General features: G+C 73.5%; 15 protein-coding genes. 13 read left to right on the forward strand and 2 right to left on the reverse strand.

Annotated elements, in window-relative coordinates; genetic code table 11:
* Window positions 1-194 precede the first annotated feature (194 nt).
* The 6 genes from OG403_RS28885 (at window position 195) to OG403_RS28910 (ending at window position 9255) form a co-directional block, all read left to right on the forward strand.
* A complete protein-coding gene (locus OG403_RS28885) occupies window positions 195-1106 on the forward strand; it encodes a glycosyl hydrolase family 18 protein (RefSeq protein ID WP_329569512.1) in 912 nt (303 codons plus the stop codon).
* Window positions 1107-1198: 92 nt separating this feature from the next.
* Window positions 1199-5437 (forward strand): NEW3 domain-containing protein, encoded by a 4239-nt coding sequence (locus OG403_RS28890; RefSeq protein ID WP_329569513.1) that lies wholly within the window; start codon window positions 1199-1201, stop codon window positions 5435-5437.
* Window positions 5434-6144, forward strand: coding sequence for a DUF7158 domain-containing protein (locus OG403_RS28895; RefSeq protein WP_329569515.1), 711 nt, complete (start codon window positions 5434-5436; stop codon window positions 6142-6144). Before OG403_RS28890 ends, OG403_RS28895 begins: the two co-directional genes overlap by 4 nt.
* Before the next feature lie 155 nt (window positions 6145-6299).
* Window positions 6300-6944, forward strand: a complete 645-nt coding sequence (locus OG403_RS28900) for a hypothetical protein (protein WP_329569517.1) — start codon at window positions 6300-6302, stop codon at window positions 6942-6944.
* Between the two features lie 101 nt (window positions 6945-7045).
* Window positions 7046-7705, forward strand: a complete 660-nt coding sequence (locus tag OG403_RS28905; RefSeq protein ID WP_329569518.1) for a lysophospholipid acyltransferase family protein — start codon at window positions 7046-7048, stop codon at window positions 7703-7705.
* Window positions 7706-7920: 215 nt separating this feature from the next.
* Complete coding sequence (locus OG403_RS28910; protein ID WP_329569520.1) at window positions 7921-9255, forward strand: hypothetical protein; 1335 nt, start codon at window positions 7921-7923, stop codon at window positions 9253-9255.
* Between the two features lie 6 nt (window positions 9256-9261).
* On the opposite strand, the gene OG403_RS28915 is transcribed toward OG403_RS28910, so the two are convergent.
* Window positions 9262-10815 (reverse strand): FAD-dependent monooxygenase, encoded by a 1554-nt coding sequence (locus OG403_RS28915; protein ID WP_329569521.1) that lies wholly within the window; start codon window positions 10813-10815, stop codon window positions 9262-9264.
* Between the two features lie 124 nt (window positions 10816-10939).
* Here OG403_RS28915 and OG403_RS28920 point away from each other — a divergent pair, with 124 nt between their 5' ends.
* The 4 genes from OG403_RS28920 to OG403_RS28935 all read left to right on the forward strand — a co-directional run bounded on the left by OG403_RS28920 (window position 10940) and on the right by OG403_RS28935 (window position 14671).
* A complete protein-coding gene (locus OG403_RS28920; RefSeq protein WP_329569523.1) occupies window positions 10940-11518 on the forward strand; it encodes a CGNR zinc finger domain-containing protein in 579 nt (192 codons plus the stop codon).
* A 395-nt stretch (window positions 11519-11913) separates the two neighbouring features.
* Window positions 11914-12693 (forward strand): hypothetical protein, encoded by a 780-nt coding sequence (locus OG403_RS28925; protein WP_329569525.1) that lies wholly within the window; start codon window positions 11914-11916, stop codon window positions 12691-12693.
* Window positions 12690-13427, forward strand: a complete 738-nt coding sequence (gene cseB, locus OG403_RS28930; RefSeq protein WP_329569527.1) for a two-component system response regulator CseB — start codon at window positions 12690-12692, stop codon at window positions 13425-13427. Before OG403_RS28925 ends, cseB begins: the two co-directional genes overlap by 4 nt.
* Entirely contained in the window at window positions 13424-14671 is a 1248-nt protein-coding gene (locus tag OG403_RS28935) for a HAMP domain-containing sensor histidine kinase (protein WP_329569529.1), read from the forward strand. Before cseB ends, OG403_RS28935 begins: the two co-directional genes overlap by 4 nt.
* A 28-nt stretch (window positions 14672-14699) precedes the next feature.
* Here the strand turns inward: OG403_RS28935 and OG403_RS28940 are convergent, their stop codons facing one another.
* Complete coding sequence (locus OG403_RS28940) at window positions 14700-15716, reverse strand: L,D-transpeptidase (RefSeq protein WP_329569531.1); 1017 nt, start codon at window positions 15714-15716, stop codon at window positions 14700-14702.
* Between the two features lie 335 nt (window positions 15717-16051).
* On the opposite strand from OG403_RS28940, the gene OG403_RS28945 reads away from it, so the two are divergent.
* From OG403_RS28945 to OG403_RS28955, 3 genes are all read left to right on the forward strand, one after another.
* Window positions 16052-17173, forward strand: a complete 1122-nt coding sequence (locus OG403_RS28945) for a lipid II:glycine glycyltransferase FemX (protein ID WP_329569533.1) — start codon at window positions 16052-16054, stop codon at window positions 17171-17173.
* Between the two features lie 47 nt (window positions 17174-17220).
* Window positions 17221-18255 carry an alanine racemase gene (locus tag OG403_RS28950; protein WP_329569535.1) on the forward strand — a complete coding sequence of 345 codons (1035 nt, stop codon included), beginning with the start codon at window positions 17221-17223 and terminating at the stop codon, window positions 18253-18255.
* Between the two features lie 367 nt (window positions 18256-18622).
* Entirely contained in the window at window positions 18623-19858 is a 1236-nt protein-coding gene (locus OG403_RS28955; RefSeq protein ID WP_329569537.1) for an arylsulfotransferase family protein, read from the forward strand.
* Window positions 19859-19895 lie beyond the last annotated feature (37 nt).

A 19895-nucleotide genomic window follows, 5' to 3' on the forward strand; every position in this document is an offset into this window, starting at 1 on the left:
GGTGCCGCTCGGGTGGGCGTGGCGGTGCCGCGCGGCTGAGCGGGGACGGGTGGCGCCGAGCCCCGGCCGGAAGGTTGCTGACTGATCATCAGATGATGGGGGCATTGACGCCGGAGCTAAATCGCTTTAGCGTCCGGGGCGAAGCGGCCGCTTTCCGTGTCCACCCGCACATCCACCCCCATCGGGAGGTATTCATGACGGGTCGCCTCGCCCGTGCCTGCACGGCGCTGCTGGCCACCGGCGCTCTCGCGCTGTCGGCCGGCACCGCCAGTGCGCACGCGCACTCCGCCCCCGCGCACCATGTCGTCGCCTACTACCAGACCCAGTACAGCAACGGCAGTTACGTCTCGCCGCTGCCACTGAAGGGCACGGCCACCGACATCGAGCTGGCCGCCTTCCACCTCAACGCCGGCAGCGGCATCACCCTGAACGACGACCCGCCGTCCGCCGCCACGTACACCCAGATGTGGCGCGACCTGGCCGCGCTCCAGAAGTCCGGCAGCAAGGTCGAGGCGATGCTCGGCGGCGCCGCCCAGGGCAGCTACGCCGACCTGCACAACGACTTCAACACCTACTACCCGCAGCTGCGCGACACGCTGCGCACCTACCACCTGAACGGCGTCGACCTCGACATCGAGGAGACCTTCTCGCTCGCCGACACCGAGCACCTGATCAAGCAGCTGCGCACCGACTTCGGCAGCGACTTCGTGATCACCCTGGCCCCGGTCGCCAGCGACCTGTCGGGTGGCTCCAGCTTCTCCGGCGGCTTCGACTACAGCCAGTTGGAGCACGCCATGGGGAGCAGGATCTCCTGGTACAACGCGCAGTTCTACTGCGGCTGGGGCGACCTGAGCGACACCTCCGCCTACGACGCCGTGGTGCAGAACGGCTTCTCCCCGTCCCGGGTGGTGGCCGGCACCGTGACCAACGCCGCCAACTGCGACGGCTACGTCGACCCCGGCACGCTGAGCAGCACGCTCGGCTCGCTGGTCGGCGAGTACCCGGGTTTCGCCGGAGTGGCGGGTTGGGAGTACTTCAACGCCGTGCCCGTGAACGGCACCGGCCCGGCGTCCTGGTACGCAGCCGCCAAGCAGGACATGGGCTGACCAGGGCTGACCAGGGTTGACCTGGGCTGACCTGGGCTGACCTGGGCCTGCGCGCTCACCCGTTCGACTGATCGTCAGAAAGGACCCGACCCGTGCCGGTCACCATCACCGCCGTCGAATGCACCGACCTGTTCGTCGGCACCGTCGAGGCACCCCGCCAGATCCTGCGGGTGACCATCGACGGACCGCCCGCCCCGATCACCGTCCAGGGAGCGGGCGTGCGCGGCGAGGCGACCGGCACGGGGCTGGTCGAGGTCCCGCTGGAGCTGGCGCCGGACGCCGCCCCGGGCACCGAACTGCCGGTCACCGTCACGGCGGGTGGGCCCGGCGCGGAGGTCAGCGCCGAGGCGGTGGTCACCGTCGCCGAGCCCGGCTGGACCATGTTCCTGGTCTCGCACTTCCACTACGACCCGGTCTGGTGGAACACCCAGGCCGCCTACACCTCCCCCTGGGAGCTGCTCTCCGGCGACGCGACCACCCGGCCGCTCTGGGAGCGCAACGGCTTCGCCCTGGTCGAGGCGCACCTCGAACTCGCCCTGCGGGACCCGGTGTACAAGTTCGTGCTGGCCGAAGTCGACTACCTCAAACCGTACTTCGACCAGCACCCGGAGCGCCGCGCGGACCTGCGCCGGCTGCTGGAGCGCGGCCAGGTCGAACTGGTCGGCGGCACCTACAACGAGCCGAACACCAACCTGACCGGTGCCGAGACCACCATCCGCAACCTGGTGCTCGGCATCGGCTACCAGCGCGACATCCTGGGCGGCGACCCGCAGACCGCCTGGCAGTTGGACGTCTTCGGGCACGACCCGCAGTTCCCCGGCTACCTGGCCGACGCGGGGCTGACCGGCAGCGCCTGGGCCCGGGGACCGTTCCACCAGTGGGGCCCGATCCAGAAGAACTTCAAGGCGGCCAAGGACGACGCCACCGTCATGCAGTTCCCCAGCGAGTTCGAGTGGATCGCGCCGTCCGGGCACGGCGTGCTCACCCACTACATGCCGCACCACTACTCGGCCGGCTGGTGGATGGACTCCGCCGCCGACCTGGCCGCCGCCGAGGCCGCCGTCTACGAGCTGTACCGCAAGCTGAAGCCGGTCGGCGCGACCCGCAACCTGCTGCTGCCGGTCGGCACCGACTACACCCCGCCGAACAAGTGGGTCACCGAGATCCACCGCTCCTGGGCCGCCAAGTACCTCTGGCCGCGTTTCGTCTGCGCGATCCCGCGCGACTTCCTGACCGCCGTGCGGGCCGAACTCGCCGCCACCGGGCGCCGGCCGAGCCCGCAGACCCGCGACATGAACCCGGTCTACACCGGCAAGGACGTCTCCTACATCGACACCAAGCAGGCCCAACGCGCCTGCGAGGTGGCGGCGTTGGACGCCGAGAAGCTCGCCACCCTGGCCGCGCTGCAGGGGCTCGGCGGCTACCCGCAGGCCGCCCTCGACAAGGTCTGGCGCCACCTGGCCTTCGGCGCCCACCATGACGCGATCACCGGCTCGGAGTCCGATCAGGTCTACCTCGACCTGCTCGGCGGCTGGCGCGAGGCGCACGACCTGGCCACCGGGGTGCGGGACACCGCGCTGGACGCCCTGGTGGGGCGGATCGACACCAGTGGCGAGGGCCAGGCCGTGGTGGTCGCCAACACGCTCTCCTTCGACCGCTCGGGCACCGTCTCGGTGCGGCTGCCGCAGGGGCGCACCGATGCCCGGGTGGTGGACGACGCCGGGGCGCCGGTCGCCTGCGCCGTCGACCGGGGCACACTGCACTTCCACGCCGCACAGGTCCCCGCGCTGGGCTGGCGCACCTGGCGGCTGCTTGACGGAGAGTCAGATGCGTTGTGGCAGGCGGCGCCGGGCCTGGCGGTGCAGAACGGGCGCTACCGGGTCACCGCCGACCCCGAGCGCGGCGGCGCGCTGAGCAGCGTCCACGACAAGGTGCACGGACGGGAGTTGATCCAGCCGGGCCAGGTCGGCAACGAGCTGCGGATGTACGAGGAGTATCCGCAGCACCCCGACTTCGGCGAGGGGCCGTGGCACCTGCTGCCCAAGGGGCCGGTGACCGGCTCCCGGGAGAGCGCCGGGCAGGTGCGGCGCGAGGTCGGGCCGCTGGGCGAGCGGCTGGTGGTCACCGGCACGGTCGACGGGCTGCGCTACGAGCAGAGCGTCACGCTCTGGCACGGCGTCGACCGGGTCGACTGCCGGACCCGGGTGCTGGACCACTCCGGCGCGGACCGGCTGCTGCGGCTGCGCTTCCCGCTCGACCTGCCCGGCACGCTGCCGGTCAGCGAGGTCGCCGAGGCCGTGGTCGGGCGCGGCTTCGCGCTGCCCGAGGTGGACGTGGCCGAGGCGCCGTGGACCCTGGACAACCCCGCCAACACCTGGTTCGGCCTCAGCGCCACCGCCCGGGTCACCCTCACCGACCCGGCCGGCAACCCGCTCGGCGAGCGCGCCCTGGGCGTCGCCGAGGTGGTGGTCCCCGAGCCGGCCGCCGCGGCCGAGGCCCGCGAGCTGGTGGTGGCGCTGGCCCGGGCCGGGGTCACCGCGACCACCGCGAGCGCCGACTGGTCCCGGTACGGCTGGCTCGACGTGGACTCCAACCTGCCGGACTTCCGGATCGTGCTGGGCGGACCGGAGCGCAACGCGGTGGCCCGGGAGCTGCTGGAGCGGGCCGGCGCGCAGTACGCGGCCGTGCTGGCGGCGCACGGGCGGGTCTGGGTGCCGGCCGAGAAGCCGCTGCACGAGGTCTGGCAGCCCAACGCCGATCTGCGCGACCTGCGCGCGCTGCCGGCCCTGGTGGTCACCGACCAGGCCGCGCTGGCCGAGGACCTCGGCGACGCCTGGATCGGCGCCGTCTGCCCCGGCGAACTCCCGGTCGCCGAGCGGCTGACCGACCACACCGCCGCGCTGATCGGCTACGGCCTGCCCGGCTTCGCCGTCGACCCGACCGGCGCCCTGTACCTCTCGCTGCTGCGCTCCTGCACCGGCTGGCCCTCCGGCGTCTGGATCGACCCGCCACGGCGCACGGCGGTGGACGGCACCTCCTTCCAACTCCAGCACTGGACACACGACTTCCACTACGCCCTGGTCTCCGGGGAAGGCGACTGGCGGGCCCTGGCGCTGCCCGCCGCCGGCCAGGAGTTCAACCACCCGTTGCTGACCCGCCTGGCGCCCGCGCACGACGGACCGCTGCCGGCCACCCACTGCTGGTTGCGCGTCGAGCCGGCCCGCGAGGTGCGGTTGAGCACGCTCAAGCCGACCGGCAACCCGATCGCCGCCGGTTCGGCGGCCGAGCCGGACCCGGCCGCCGGGGTCACCCTGCGGCTGGTCGAGTCCACCGGCCTGGGCCGCACGGCGCGCCTCGGCGGCGCGCTGGCGCTGGCGGACCCGCACCGGGCCGACCTGCTGGAGCGGGCGCAGGAGCCGCTGGAGGGACTGGAGCTGACGGGGGCCCAGGTGCTCACGTTGACGGCGCGGCCGGTGGGGGCCGCCCCCGGCGGCGGTGCGCCGCTGGGGCCGGTCGCCGAACTCGCCCAACCCGTGCACGCCCGCTACTGGTTGCACAACCGGGGGCCGGCGCCGATCGGCTACCTGCCGGTCTCGGTGGGTGTCAGCCCGGGGCTGCTGACGGTGCCGGAAGGCGGCGCGCGTGAGGGCGGTGCGAGTGAGGGCGGCGCGCTCGAACTCTCGGTCGTCCTCGCCTCGCAGCTGCGGGACGCGGCGGTCGAGGGAACGGTCGAGTTGATCGCGCCGGACGGCTGGCAGCTGAGCCTGCGCCGCCGCCCCTACCGGCTCGAGCCGGCCGGGCAGCTGCGCTTTTCGGCCACCGTCACGCCGCCTGCTGACGCATTGTCAGGACTGTACTTCGTCGCCGTCCGCACCGAGTACGGCGGCCAGGTGATCGAGGACGTGGCCACCGTCGCGGTCGGTGAGCTGCCCGAACTGCTGCCGGCCCCGGGCGACCTGCCCGACGACTGGGGGCAGGCCCAGGGCACCAGGGCAGCGGCCGGGCGGGACACCGGCCTGTCGGTCGAGGTCGGCGCGCAGTCGGTCCGGGTGGCGCCCGGGGGTCGCGGGCTGCTGCAGGTGGTGCTCACCAACCGCACCCGGGGCGAGCTCCGCGGCGAGCTGCAGGTCGTCTCGCCCTGGGGTAGCTGGACCGCCCTCGACGCCCCGGTGCGCGGCTTCACCCTGGCGCCCGGGGAGCGGCGGACGGTCGGCTTCGAGATCGCGCCGCCGCCGGACACCGACCCGGGCGCCTACTGGGCGGTCGCCAAGGTGATGTGGTTCGGTCGCTGCCAGTACGCGCCCACCGTCGAGCTGGTGGTGGCCCCGTGACGGCCACGGCCGAGCTGCTCGGCTACTTGGACGGACGTCCGCTGCCGCGCACCGAACTCGACCGCAGGCTGGCCGCGCTGCGCGATGGCCCGCGCGCCTCGGCGCTGCCCGCCCCCGGCAGCGGCGAGGACCGGCAGCTGACCCGCTGGGTCGCCCAGGTGCTGCTGACCGAGGAGTTGTGCCGGGCGGAGGCGGCGGCGCGCGAGCTGGACTGCGCGGCCGCTCCGCCGGTCCGCCTCGACCAGCGCGCGGCGGTCGAGTTGGGTTCGATCGCGGCCGCCGCGTTCGAGGGCAGCGCGGCCGTGCGCGCGGTCTTCGCCGAGGTCACCGCCGAGGTCGAGCCCAGCGCGGCCGAACTGGCCGCCTATCGGGCCGCCGCCGCGCCGGTGGCCGCCTTGACCTGGCAACTCACCGGCCCGGACGGCGACTTCGAGGCCGACCCGGCGACCCTGCCGACCGCCCTGGCCGCCGCCCTGCGTGCCGCGCCGCGCGGTGAGCCGGTGACCGTCGGCGGCTGGACGGCGGCGCTGACCGGCGAGCGAGCGCCGGTCGGATCGGCCGACCCCGCCGACCGGTTGCGTGCCTGCGCCCGGCGGATCGCCTTCGTCCGCTGGCTCGACCGGGCCCGGGCCGAGCGCCTCACCCTGGTGCCGGGCCTGGAGCACCCGGGTGATCCGGCGCAGCCGGACAACCACCACCGCCACTGAGTGGTCCCCAGCGCCGCGAGATTGGCCGGAAACCGCCCCAACCGTCCCGGGCCTCAACCTTGTTGGGGTCCGGGAAGGCGCCCATCCTGAAGTCGCTTGGCAGGGTCAGAGCAATCCCCGCCGCAGTCCCGTCAACGCGTCAGGAGTCCCCCCACATGAGAACCGCATCCGTGCTCTCGCGCGCCTCGATCGCGCTCGCCGGCGGCCTGGTCGCCGTCGGCCTGTTCGCCCCGCTCGCCGCCGCCGCCGCCGACAACCCGGTCACCTTCGCCTGTCAGGCGACGCCGCCGATCGGCGGTGCGCAGACCTTCAACCTGGGCGCCGGGGTCAACGCCACGGCACCCGCCAGCGTGGCGGCCGGCAGCCAGTTCACCGTCACCCTGGCGCCGGACGCGCTCACCGTGCCCACCACGGTGAGCGGTTACGGCATCCAGTCGATCAGCGACATCCAACTGACCGTCCCGGTGCCGACGAACTCCACCCTGGTCGGCGAGTCGCTCTCCGGCGGCTCCGGGATCGACCCGAGCACTGCGAGCGTCGCCGTCAACGGCAACGACCTGGTGGTGACCGTCACCGACTCGGTGGCCGGCGGCAGAACCTTCACGCTGCCCGCGCTCACCCTGACCCTGACGGCGGGCGCCTCCGGCAGCACCATCCAGACCTCGGTGGCCGGCACCGGGTACGGCGACCCCGGCCTGACCTTCAACGCCACCGTCCCGGTCGCGTTCTTCACCGTCAACGTGCCCACCAGCTGCTACCCGGCCACGGCGCAGGCACTCAGCAGCACAACGGTGGACTGACCAGCGGCGGTTGAGTACGGCTACTCAGGCCCCTGGCCGCGCGGTCCGGCAGGATGGTGCACGCCAACCGCCGCTCCCACCAGGCCAGAAGGATCCGTGCCATGCTCAGCCGCCTCGCCACCACCCTGGTCCCGCTCTTCGGCGAGCTGACCATCAGCTCGGACAGCGACGCCGAACCCGCTCCCGGCAGCATCATCGCCGCCAACCACACCTCGCTCGCCGACCCGGCGATCGTGCTGGCCGCGCTGCACCGCCTCGGCGCCCGCCCGGTGGTGCTGGCCACCGCCGGCCTCTGGCGAGTACCCGGCCTCGGCCGCGCCCTCACCCGCGAGGGGCACATCCCCGTCCACCGCGGCACCGAGCGCGCGGCCCAGTCGCTGGAAGGCGCCGCCGCCGCACTGGCCGACGGCCGCTGCGTGCTGATCTACGGCGAGGGCGGCCTGCCCCGCCGCCGCGACCCCGGGGAGCAGGCCCCCGGCACCTTCCGCAGCGGCCTGGCCCGGCTCGCCCTGGCCACCGGCGCCCCCGTGGTCCCGCTCGGGCAGGCGGGCGCCCGCCGGCTCAGCTCCGGCAGCGCCGCCAAGCAGCTCGCCGGCGTGCTCACCGCCCCGCTGCGCCGCCCCGGCTACCACGTCCACCTGGGCGCACCCGTGCCGGTCGCGGGCGGCGTCGCCGAGAGCGGGGAGGCGCTGCGCGAGGCGGTGACGCGGGCCTGGCGGGAGGCGGCGGAGCGGGTGGTGGTCGGGGCGCGACGCGGTTAAGACCGACCGGCAAATGGTGGGCGGCGTCTCGACGACCGGACTCTCTCCCCGTGGGGGTACCGCCCGGCCGAAGGCTGGGGGACTTCGGCCGGGAGGTACCCCCATCGTCGGCACCGCCCAGACTCGGCCCGGACGCCGCTCCTTCCTCCACCCACCATTTGCCGGTCGGTCTAATTGGGTGGTGGGCGATGGGCGCGTGCCGCATGATCGGGCGCATGTTTGAAAAGGCCCAGGAATTGCTCGAGTCCGGAGACGTCCCCGCCGCGGTGCGTGAACTCAGGTCCGTCGCGGGCGAGGTGACATCGGTGCAGGCGGCCCCGGTGGTCGAGCGGCTGTCCCGCGCGGTCGGCTTCGAGGACCTGGCCGAGGCGGCCCGGGTGCTGGCCGGGCTCCCGCAGCGGGCCTCGGCACCCGAGCGCGCACAGGCGCACTACGACTTCGGCTACGCCTGCGTCGAGCGCGGTCTCTCCTTCCTCGCCGTGCCCGCCCTCAGCGAGGCCCTGCCGCTGGCGACCGCCGAGCCGAAGCGCGGCCTGTTCGGCCGGTCCCGTGTCGAGGGGCCGGAAGCCCGCGTCGTGCTGGCCGAGTTGGCGGTCGCGTTGGAGAGCGAGGAGCGGCACGGCGAGGCGGTCGAACTGCTGGAGCGGCACGACGCGTTCCTGGCGGACTGGTCGGTGCGCTACCTGCTGGTCCGCAACGCCCTGACCGCCGGGGACGTGGACCGCGCCGCCCGCCAGTTCGCCCTGCTGCCCGCACCGGACGAGGAGCAGTGGCAGTCGGCCGCGGACCAGCTCCGCCGCGCGCTCGGCCGGGCCGAGGCCGCCCGGGAAGTCGGCCCGCTCGACTTCCAGAACCTGCGGGCCTGGCATTTCGTGCTGACCGGCGGCCTGCTCGGCACGCTCTCGCCGCACGGCTTCGCGGCCGGGATGACGGGGCGCTACGCGTACCTGGTCGACGGCTACGAGCAGTGCCGGGCCGGACTCGAGCGGCTGTCGCTGATCCTGGGGGCGACCGGTCGCGAGCCCCGGGCGGTCTCGCTGCTGCCGGACCGCTCCAGCCGGATCCTGGGCCTCGCCGCCGCGCGACTGCTCGGCCTGCCCGCTCAGCCGTACCGGCCCGGCACCCCGGACACGGTCGTCGTGGCGTACGACCTGACCGAGGTGGACGAGCAACTTCTCGCGCAGCTCCACCAGCGGGCACCCGGCGAAGTGCTGTACGAGCACGCGACGTGCTGGACGGCGCCCGCGCCGGTCTCGGCGGACGTCAGCACGCTGCTGGCGCAGCTGGTGGTCAAGCCCTGGGATGAGCGGCCCCGCTTCACCAAGGACGGCGCGGCCGACCCGCTGCCGGCCGACGAGCGGGCCGCCGAGGAGCTCGCGGCGCTGATCTGCGCCGCCGAACCGTTCGCGGACGAGGGCGACGGCGAGACCCCGGCGGACCCGAACGAGGTCCTGGCGGCCTTCGCCGCAGCGGTGCGGGACCGCTGGTTGGACGGGCCGCGGGACCCCTCCCGGTTCCCCGGGCCGGTCCGCAGCTCCCGGTTCCGCTGACACCGCTCAGCGTCCGCGCAACCCCAGGGCGGTGAGCAACTCCGTGGCGTCGACCGGCGGGTGGTCCGCGCGCCAGGCGATGTGCCCGTCCGGGCGGACCAGGACCGCGCCGTCGGCCGGCAGGCCGAACAGCTCGGTCCAGTCGCCGTCGTCCGCCGCGTGGCGGGTGTCGGTGTTGAGCGGGCGCAGCGCCACCGGGATGCCCGCCGCCGCGGCGGCGTCCACCTGGCGCTGCCAGGCGGGGGCCGCCGTCGGCGTGAGCAGGGTGAACTCGGGGCCGACCAGGTCCAGCGTGGAGGAGGTCCCGGGCGGGCCGATCAGCCGCAGGTGCGGGGCGCGGGTGCCGGGGGCGCTGCCCGGCCGGTAGCCCGAGGGGTCCAGCGGCGGGCCAGCGGGGGAGCGGTAGGTCGCGGTGAGGAGCAGTTCGTCGTCGATCCGGTAGCCGGAACGGGCGGCGCGGGCCCGGGCGTTGTCGACCGAGAGGTCGATGACCTGGCGCGCGACCGGGCGGCGCTCGGCCTGGTAGCTGTCGAGCAGGGCGTCGGTGGCCCGTCCGCCGATCACGGCGGCGAGCTTCCAGGCGAGGTTGTCCGCATCGCCGATCCCGGTGTTCATCCCGTGCCCGCCGGTCGGCGGGATCACATGGGCCGCGTCGCCCGCCAGCAGCACGCGGGATTCCCGGTAGGAGTCCGCGAGTTGGGCATCCATCCGCCAGGTCATGGTGTCCCGGACGGTCACCTCCAGGTCCGGCAGGCCGGCGGCCTCCCGAACCAGGGCGGCCAGCTGCTGATGGTCAGTCAACTCGCTTGCCTCATCGTCCTGATCGGGATCGAACGGGTGCTGGTAGATCCAGTGCCGGTCGTTGTCCACGGCCAGGAAGCCGCCGCGCCCCGGCTCGGTGAGGAAGTACGAGGCGCTGGCCCGGTCGGCCACCACCTCGCCCAGCGGTGCCTCGAAGCGGATGCTGAGGAAGTGCTGCAGGCCCCTCGGGCCCTGCAGCGCGATGCCCGCACCGGCGCGGACCGTGCTCGCGGCCCCGTCGCAGCCGACCAGCCAGTGCGCCCGCACCGTCTGCCGGTCACCGGTGGCCCGGTCCTCCAGCACCGCGTCCACACCGTCGCCGTCCTGGCTGAAGGAGAGCAGTCGGGTGCCGAACCTGATGGCGTCGGGGGCCAGTTCGCGGGCCCGGCCGAGCAGCACGGCCTCCAGGGCGTCCTGCGAGCAGATCAGCCCCGGCGACGGCGTGTGCTCCTCGCCGTCCGGCGCCCGGTGGGCGACGCCGGTACGCACGAAGTCCGGGTCGACCAGGTTGCGGCCGCGGTAGAAGAAGACCTGGGAGGCCGGCAACCCGGCTGCCCGGATGGCCTCTTCGAGCCCGCAGCGGCGGAAGATCTCCATCGAGCGGGCCGAGACGCCGCGGGCCTTCGGGTGGTGGGAGGTGCCCGGGTGCGCCTCGACGAGCAGGTGCGCCACCCCGTGGCGCGACAGCAGCAGCGACAGGGTCAGCCCGACCGGGCCGCCGCCGACGATCAGCACGGGCGTTGGTGCCGGGTGGCGCATGGCTCTCCAGGGGGTCGGCGGGAGTGGCGTGAGCGAGCGTCGTAACGTCTAAGACTCGAATTAGACGTTACCATGGGGGTCGGCCCGGACCGGGGTCGTTTTCCGAGCAGAGGGGCCCGCAGTCATGGCCGAGGACTTCGGCGGGGGCAACCCGCGTGGCCTCCACTTCATCGCCGAACTCGCGAACACCGTCCAGGACGACCCCGAGGCGAGCGCCGCCGACCTGCGGGCCGTCCTGGAGCACCACGGCGGCCCGCCGTTCGAGCTGACCGAGGCCGACGCCCGGGAGCTGCGCGAGGCGACCGCCCCGCTGATCCGGATCCTGAGCACGACCGAGGAGGACCGGGCCGCCGAAGCGATCAACAGCCTGCTCGACCGCTACCCCCCGCGGCCCCGCCTGGTCCAACTGCCCGGCCGCCCCTGGTCCCTGCACACCCGGGCGCCGCGAGACGCCGGCCTCACCCACTGGCTGCTCTCCACCGCCGCCCTCGCCCTCGCCCTGTGGCTCAGCGAACGCGAGTCCTGCGCCTGGGGCCGGTGCGCGGCGCCCGGCTGCCGCCGCTTCTTCATCGACGCCGGCCGCCGCACGCCGCAGCGCTACTGCGGCCCCCGCTGCGCGACCCGGGTGCGGGTGGCGCAGCACCGGGCGCAGCGGGCCGGTGCACCGTCAGGCAGTGCGGACGAGCAGGCTCCGCAGGTGTGACCTTGGCCTCGTCGCACGGGACGGGCCCGGTGCGCCCGCTCAGCCCGAAACGGTCGGCCAGGCTGCGCCTGTTACACAGCCGCGCGCCGGCCGTTACCTGCCCGACGGCGGAGCGTGCGGCGGGACTCCTAGCCTTGGCTCCGGCAACTCGCGGCCGTGCGGGCCGAAGTGGCGAGCCCGGAAGGACTCCCCAGGTCAGCTCGGGCGCCGACGGTCACGGCGGCGGCGGCATCGTCGCCCGCGCGGACCCGGGCGCCGCGCGGCCCGCCGGGGCCGAGCGGTCCGGTGGGTACCGCCCCCGGCCCGTCTCGACGAGGTCGGCCGGTGTTGCAGACTGGCCTCTCCCCGTTCGGCGCGCCGCGCCCAGCACCACGTCAGAAAGGCACCCTCCCACCGTGAGGATCCGGTTCATCCGCACCGCCCGGGGGCGGAGCGCGCTCCTGGCGGCCCTGGTGGGGCTGGCGGTCACCGGCTGCGCCGACGCGGGAGGGCTGCACGACGCCGGGCAGTCCCAGGCCGTCGCCGCGCACCCGAGCCCGCAGCCGCTCTGGCCGGGCACCGTGGGAACCCCGGCCGCCGCCTCGCAGGCGCCCAACTCGATGAGCCCGCCGGTCGCGGTGCCGGGGCTGAGCGTGCCGGGCGACGACCTGCGGACCGTCGACGCCCGGACCGTCCTGGAGCGCGACCCTTCGCTGCCCGTGATCGAGCGGACCGCGCTGACCGGCTGCCCAGGCTGCCTGGTCGAGCCCGCCCAGTACCGCGACCTGACCGGCGACGGCCGGGTCGAGCTGATCACGGCACTGGTCAGCCCGCTGCACTTCGCCTACCTGAACGTCTACGCCGACCAGGGCGGCCGCGTGCTGCCGATCCTGGACGTCCCGGTGGTGATCGGCTTCTCCGCCGAGACCATCGGCACCGAGCTCGTCGTGCACGAGCCGTACGGCACGCTGGGCGAGAGCAGCAGCACCTACCGCTGGTCCGCGCCGCGGCTGGTCCTGGTCGACCGGGTGATCACGCCGACCGTGGCCGGAGCCGACCCCTGCCTGCCGGGGCCCGGCCCCATCCACTGCCTGCCGGTGCCCGGCTCGGTGCCCGCGGCCGGATCGAGTGCCGGCCCGCCGCTTCCCGACGGTGGCCGGTCCACCGCGTCCCCCACTGCTGCGAGGCCGTCATGAGTACCCCCCGAGCCGCCGTTCCCCGGATCCTGCTGGTCGAGGACGACGAGGTGATCCGCGAGGCGACCCGGATGGCGCTGGAGCGCTACGGCTTCCCCGTCGACACGGCCGCCGACGGCCTGGAGGGCCTGGAGCGCTTCCGGGCCCAGCGGCCGGACCTGCTGCTGCTCGACGTGATGCTGCCGCTGCTGGACGGGGTCGGACTCTGCCGCCGGATCCGCGAGGAGAGCCAGCTGCCGATCCTGATGATGTCGGCCCGCACCGAGCCGATCGACGTCGTCTCGGGCCTGGAGGCGGGGGCCGACGACTACATCGTCAAGCCCTTCGAGATCGCCGTCCTGGTGGCCCGGATCCGCACCGTGCTGCGCCGCACCGGCCTGGGCACGGCCCAGGATCGGCCGCAGGAGGCGGCGCCCGAGGCCGCCGGGCCGACGCCGAGCGCCGCGGTCCGGGTGATCGACGATCTCCAGGTGGACACCGAGGCGATGGAGGTGCGGATCGGCGGGCAGCAGGTGCCGCTCACCCCGACCGAGCTGCGGCTGCTGCTGGAGTTCACCGCGGCCCCCGGTGTGGTGCTGGAGCGGCAGACCCTGCTCGAACGCGTCTGGGACTACTCCTGGGGCGCCGACACCCGGGTGGTGGACGTCCATGTGCAGCGCCTGCGGGCCAAGATCGGCGCGGGGCGGATCGAGACCATCCGCGGGTTCGGCTACAAGCTGAAGCGGGACAAGTGAACCTGCGCCGCCAGATCGCCGCCACCGTCGCGCTGGTCTCCTTCCTGGTCGCCCTCACCGTCGGGCTGCTGGTCCACCAGGCGACGGTGCGCCAGCACGTCCAGCAGGCCAGGAAGTCCGCCGAGGCCGCCCTGAGCCTGGTGCTCAGCACCTACAGCAGCACCGGCGAGCTGGCGGGCTGGGACGCCAGCTCGGACGACCCCCGGCTGCCGGCGGACCTGCGCCGGCTCGCCGAACGGGGCCACCAGGGCTCGATGCTGGGCCCCGGCCCGCAGGGCACCGCCATGTGGGCCGCCGCCGGCACCGGCGGCCAGGTGATCTCGGTCCGGCTGGACTACACCGACGACCAGCGCGCCATCGCCGACCTGGACCGGACGATCCAGATCTCCGCCGCGCTGTCGGTACTCGTCACGGTGCTCGCCGGAGTCTTCGCCGCCGACCGGATCAGCAGCCGGCTGCGCACCGCGGCCCGCACCGCCCGCACCATCGCCCAGGGCGACCTGGAGGCCCGGATCGGTCCGCTGGGCCGCGCCAAGGACGAGGTCGCCGAGCTGGCCGCCGCGGTCGACTCGATGTCGGCGGTGCTGCGCAGCAAGCTCGCCGGCGAGCAGCGCTTCACCGCCGACGTGGCCCATGAGCTGCGCACCCCGCTGACCGGGCTGCTGACGGCGGCCGAACTGCTGCCGCCGGGCCGGCCGACCGAACTGGTGAAGAACCGGGTCCGCTTCCTGTGCGACCTCACCGAGGACCTGCTGGAGGTCTCCCGGCTCGACGCCCGTGCGGAGACCTGCGAGCTGTCCGCCGTCCCGCTCGGACCGGTGGTGACCCGGATCGTGCAGGGCCTCGGCACCCCGGTCCAGCTGCGGATCGAGGCGGACGCCGTGGTCACCACCGACCCGCGCCGGCTGGACCGGATCGTGGCCAACCTGGTCGTCAACGCGCACCGGCACGGCGTGCCGCCGGTCCAGGTCACGGTGGCCGGGCAGTGCGTGACGATCCGCGACCACGGTCCCGGCTACCCCGAGGACATCCTTCGCGACGGCCCGCAGCGCTTCCGCACCGGCGCCCGCGAGCGGGGGCACGGCCACGGCCTGGGGCTCACCATCGCCCAGGGGCACGCGCAGGCCACCGGCATCTCGCTGCTGCTGCGCAACGACCCGGCCGGCGGGGCGGTGGCCGAACTGAGGCTGCCCGCCGGGGAGTCGCAGACCGTTGCCGGCGACTCGGGCCCGACGGGCGGCTGACCGGGCGGCCGGGCGCCTGGTGGCGGGCTCAGTGCGGCAGCGCGCTGCCCGCCAGCCACTGCGCCCAGGTCAGGGTGAAGGCGGCGTAGCCGTTGTCGCCGTCGGCGTTGCCGCGCGGGGAACCGCTGATGGTCACCGGGTCGCCCTGCTCGACGTAGTCGTAGAACCACTGCGCGTCCGCCATCGACAGGTGCACGCAGCCGTGGCTGCCCTCGCCGTGCCCCGGGGTCGGGTCGCCGGTGGAGTAGTGCACGTAGGTGCCCGAGTAGGTCAGGTGGACGTCCCAAGGCAGCGTCAGGTCATAGAAGTTGGGGTTGTTCTTGTCGCAGGTGATGTTGACGCTGCAGGAGGTCATCCGCAGCTCCTTCTGCTTGTCGATCACCGCCATCGTGCCGTCCCAGGACGGGAAGGTCGAACTGCCGGCGTCGATCGGCAGGGTGCGCACCAGCGAACCGTCGCGGAAGACCTGCATCTGGTGGTCGGGCACCGAGACCTTGGTCTCCACGTCGGCGCCGATGGTGAAGGTGTGCGTGTAGTCCTGGGTCCCGACCCGGCCGTTGCCGTCGGCCACGTCGGTCAGGGCGGCGACCACGCTCACCTTGGTGCCGGGCGCCCAGAAGTTCTGCGGACGCCAGTCCACGCGCTGGCTGCTGAACCAGTGCCAGGCGCCGGTGACCGCCGGCGTGGTGGTCACCTTCAGGTGCTGCTCCACCGCCGCGCGGGCGGACGCGGCCACGGGGTGGGAGAAGACGATCGATATGGGCATCGCCACGCCCACGGTGCTGCCGTCGGCGGGCGTGATCGAGTCGAGTTGCAGCGGCGAGCCGGAGGGGTGGGACGGCGAGGGCGACGGGTCGGCGCTCGGGGCGGAGCCCGGCCCGGCGCCCGTGCTCGCCGCGGCGCTCGCGCCGCTGCTCACGCTCGACCGCGGAGTCGACGCGGAAGCGCCTGTCCTGGCCGACACGTTTCCGCCGCAGCCACTGGCCCCGGCCAGCACCGTGCCCGCCAGCAGCGCTATCGCGACGCTCTTCTTGTTCCGTCCCACGCCTGTACTCCGTCCACACTGTTTCTCGGTTGTTCGTTCGGTGGAAATCCCGGCCGCATCCGTGCTGACTCGGCGCCGTAGTTGGTCCACGAAGGGGAAGTCGGTCGGTCCGGCCGGATTTTCCGAGCCTGGTCCGCGTCGGCGAGTTGCCGCAGGCTCCCGCCGTGATCAGCCTCCACCGCAGCATTTCACCGACAATCCCGGCCAGGCCGCGATGTGACGCACCCGCCTGGTTTCCGTTACACGATCGCCGGGTTGCCGCGACAAGGGTTTCCTACCTTTTGACTGCCGCTGCGGATGATCCGTCCGGGCCGGCCCATGAGCGGAGGTTCCTGATGTCAGATCTGCGGCTGCGGACGATCACCCGCGAGGAGCACCTCGCCTTCATCCGGACCCTGCCGTCGGCGAGCCACCTGCAGCTGCCGTCCTGGGGCGAGGTGAAGTCGCAGTGGCGCAGCGAGTCGATCGGGTGGTTCGACGCCTCGGACGCGATCGTGGGCGTGGGGCTGGTGCTCTACCGGCAACTGCCCAAGCTGAAGCGGTATCTCGCCTATCTGCCCGAGGGCCCGGTGATCGACTGGTTCGAGCCCGACCTGGACCGCTGGCTGAGTCCGATGCTGGCGCACCTGAAGGCGCAGGGCGCGTTCTCGGTGAAGATGGGCCCGCCGGTGGTGATCCGGCGCTGGGAGGCCGACACGGTCAAGGCGGCGATCGCCGGCGGGGTGGCCAAGCGGCTGCGCGACGTGCGGTCCGACTGGTGCGAGCCGCGCGGCTTCGAGGTGGCGGAGCGGCTGCGCCGGGCCGGCTGGCTGCAGGGTGAGGACGACGGGGCGGGCTTCGGCGATGTGCAGCCGCGCTACGTCTTCCAGGTCCCGCTGGCCGGACGTTCGTTGGACGACCTCCAGCGCGACATGAACCAGCAGTGGCGGCGCAACATCAAGAAGGCCGAGAAGAGCGGCGTCGAGGTGGTCCAGGGCGGTTACGCGGACCTGCCGGCTTTCCACCGGCTGTATCTGACCACCGCTGCCCGAGACCGCTTCACCCCGCGCCCGCTGGCCTACTTCGAGCGGATGTGGCGGGCGCTGGCCGCCGAGGACCCCGACCGGATGCGGCTCTACCTCGCCTGCCACGACGGCGAGCCGCTGGCCGCCACCACGATGCTGACCGTGGGCGAGCACGTCTGGTACTCCTACGGCGCCTCCGCCGACCACAAGCGCGAGGTCAGGCCGTCCAACGCGATCCAGTGGCGGATGATGCGCGACGCCTACGCGCTGGGCGCGAGCACATACGACCTGCGCGGGATCAGCGACACCCTGGACGAGGGCGACCACCTGTTCGGGCTGATCCGGTTCAAGGTCGGCACCGGCGGCCAGGCCGCCGAATACCTGGGGGAGTGGGACTTCCCGCTCAACAAGCTGCTGCACAAGGCGCTCGACCTCTACATGTCGCGCCGCTGACGCCAACCGCCCCACCCCGCACGTCAGATCGTCCCCGGAGAGACCTCATGACCCTGTCGCTGTATCTGGACACCGAGCGCTGGCGCGCTCATCAGCGGTCGGTCCTGGCCGAGTTCGGCAACCTGGTGCCGGTGGCCAAGGGCAACGGCTACGGCCTGGGCAACCGACGGCTGGCCGTGGAGGCCGCCCGGCTCGGCACCCGGGTGCTGGCCGTCGGCACCCCGCAGGAGGCCGCCGAGGCCGCCTGCTGGTACGGCGGCGAGCTGCTGGTGCTCGCCCCGTACCGGGTCGGCGAGCACGCCCCGCCGCTGCCTCGCCAGGTGATCCGCACGGTCGCGAGCCTGGCGGCGCTGCGGGCCGTGCCGGCGGGGACCAGCGTGGTGATCGAGTGCGCCGGGAGCATGCGGCGACACGGCCTCGCGCTCGATGAACTGCCAGAGCTGGCAGGACTGTTGAGCGAGGTTCGGCTGCGCGGCTTCGCGCTGCACCTGCCGCTGGACCGGCCCGACAGCTCCGACCCGGTGGCTGAGGTGGCGCACGCCGTGGCCGCGATCGCCGCCGCCGGACTGCCGGTCGACACGGTGTTCCTGAGCCACCTGGGCCCGGCCGACCTCGCCCGGCTCGGGCAGCGCCACCCGGACACCGTCTTCCACTCCCGGATCGGCACCCGGCTCTGGCTCGGCGACACCGCCGCGCTGGGCGCCCGGGCCACCGTGCTCGACGTGACACCCGTCGCCAAGGGGGACCGGTACGGCTACCGGCAGCACAAGGCCCCGTCTCGCGGCCACCTGCTGGTGCTCTCCGGCGGCACCGCGCACGGCATCGGCCTGACGGCGCCCAGCTACGCGCACGGCCTGGTGGCGCGGGTCAAGGGCATCGCCAAGGCCGGACTCGCCACGGTCAACCGCTCGCTGTCGCCCTACCAGTGGGACGGGCGCCAACTCTGGTTCGCCGAGCCGCCGCACATGCAGGTGAGCATCCTGTTCCTGCCCGGCGACCGCAAGCCGCCGGCCGTCGGCGACGAACTGCCCCTCAACGTCCGGCACACCACGACCCACTTCGACCAGGTGGTGGACAGCTGACCGGGCCGCGGCCGGTCGCGGCGCGGGTCGCGCGGGTCGCGCGGGTCACTGCGGGGATCACCAGGCGGAACGACGGTTGACGGTCGGCGGGTGTTCCGGATAGCTTCCCCGGCATGCGGCAGCACTCCCTTGCTCTGACGACCCGCGGTCACATCGACCTGCTGCGGGTCTGTTCTGCTGCCTGTCGCTCTTGCTGAGAGCCGTCACCTCGCGAGAGCCCCGCCGCGCCTGAATCCGATCGGCGCGAGCGGCCTGCCTCGCGCCCGTGTCGCCATGCTTCCCATCGGCACAACTCGCCTGTTTCAGAGCTGAGTCGTGCCTTCTCCCAGGCCGCCATGCCCAGTAGTGGCATGTCAGAAGGATCATCATGCGAACGAATGCCCTGGTCACCCGCGCCCTTGCGATAGCCACCGCCGCAGCAGCGGTCGGCGCGCTCTCCGTGACCGCCGCCTCCGCCGCTTCCGCCGGGTCGGCGCCGGCGGGCAGCAGCCTGCCTCTCCCGCCGCTGAAGGTGCTGACCGACAAGGCGGCGCACCCCGGCGGGGACCTCTTCCTCGCGCCCACCTCGCAGACCAGCAACTACGCCAGTGGCGTGGAGATCCTGAGCCCGGACGGCAAGAAGGTGGTCTGGTCGCACGCCGTGCCGGCCGGCCAGTCGGCCGCCGACTTCCGCAAGCAGACGTACCACGGCCAGCCGGTGCTGACCTGGTGGCAGGGCAGCGGGCTCGGCGGGCTGTCGAACGGCGTCGACGTCATCTACAACGACCACTACCAGAAGATCGGCGAGGTCAAGGCCGGGAACGGATACGCCGCCGACGGCCACGAGTTCCTGATCACCCCGCAGAACACCGCGCTGGTCATCTCCTACGCCCAGGCCACCGCCGACCTCACCGCCATCGGCGGCCCCGCCGACCAGCAGGTGATCGACGGGATCGTGCAGGAGATCGACATCCGCACCGGCAAGGTGCTCTTCCAGTGGAACAGCGCCGACCACGTGCCGTACGGGCAGAGCGAGCAGCCACTGCCGGCCTCGGCGAGCACCCCGTGGGACTGGTTCCACCTCAACGCCGTCAAGCTGGACAGTGACGGGAGCCTGCTGCTGGACGCGCGCAACACCTGGACCACGTACCAGGTCTCCCGGCACACCGGAAAGATCAACTGGCAACTCGGCGGCAAGGACAGCTCGTTCAAGGTCGCGGCGGCACCCGGCCAGCAACTGAACAGCGCGGGCCAGCTGTTCTCCTGGCAGCACGACCCGCAGCCGCTCGGCAACGGGCTCTACACGTTCTTCGACAACGAGTCCGCGGGCGTCGCCAACACCGGGGTCGGCGCGGTCTCCGAGCTGCCGTACAGCCGCGTGGTCACCGTGCGCCTCAACTCCCGGACACACCAGGCGACTCTGGTGCGCTCCGTCGATCAGCCGGCCGGCCTCATCGCCTCCTCGCAGGGCAACGCGCAGACGCTGCGCGACGGCGGCCTGGTGGTCGGCTGGGGATCGCTGCCCTACGTATCGGAGTTCAACCGGTCCGGTGCGTTGGCCTTCAACGCCGAGTTCCCGGCGGGGGTGAACACCTACCGGGCGTACCGGTTCGGCTGGAAGTAGTGGACCAGCGGATCCCTCCCCGGCGCTAGGCTGCGGG

Source organism: Kitasatospora sp. NBC_01266, from assembly GCF_036242395.1.
Classification (GTDB): Bacteria; Actinomycetota; Actinomycetes; order Streptomycetales; family Streptomycetaceae; genus Kitasatospora.

What these genes read in the sequence shown, in the direction of transcription:
- OG403_RS28885 (WP_329569512.1), top strand. Translation starts at nt 195, where the DNA reads ATGACGGGTCGCCTCGCCCGTGCCTGCACGGCGCTGCTGGCCACCGGC.
- OG403_RS28900 (WP_329569517.1), top strand. Translation starts at nt 6,300, where the DNA reads ATGAGAACCGCATCCGTGCTCTCGCGCGCCTCGATCGCGCTCGCCGGC.
- OG403_RS28905 (WP_329569518.1), top strand. Translation starts at nt 7,046, where the DNA reads ATGCTCAGCCGCCTCGCCACCACCCTGGTCCCGCTCTTCGGCGAGCTG.
- OG403_RS28910 (WP_329569520.1), top strand. Translation starts at nt 7,921, where the DNA reads ATGTTTGAAAAGGCCCAGGAATTGCTCGAGTCCGGAGACGTCCCCGCC.
- OG403_RS28915 (WP_329569521.1), bottom strand. Translation starts at nt 10,815, where the DNA reads ATGCGCCACCCGGCACCAACGCCCGTGCTGATCGTCGGCGGCGGCCCG.
- OG403_RS28920 (WP_329569523.1), top strand. Translation starts at nt 10,940, where the DNA reads ATGGCCGAGGACTTCGGCGGGGGCAACCCGCGTGGCCTCCACTTCATC.
- cseB (WP_329569527.1), top strand. Translation starts at nt 12,690, where the DNA reads ATGAGTACCCCCCGAGCCGCCGTTCCCCGGATCCTGCTGGTCGAGGAC.
- OG403_RS28945 (WP_329569533.1), top strand. Translation starts at nt 16,052, where the DNA reads ATGTCAGATCTGCGGCTGCGGACGATCACCCGCGAGGAGCACCTCGCC.
- OG403_RS28950 (WP_329569535.1), top strand. Translation starts at nt 17,221, where the DNA reads ATGACCCTGTCGCTGTATCTGGACACCGAGCGCTGGCGCGCTCATCAG.
- OG403_RS28955 (WP_329569537.1), top strand. Translation starts at nt 18,623, where the DNA reads ATGCGAACGAATGCCCTGGTCACCCGCGCCCTTGCGATAGCCACCGCC.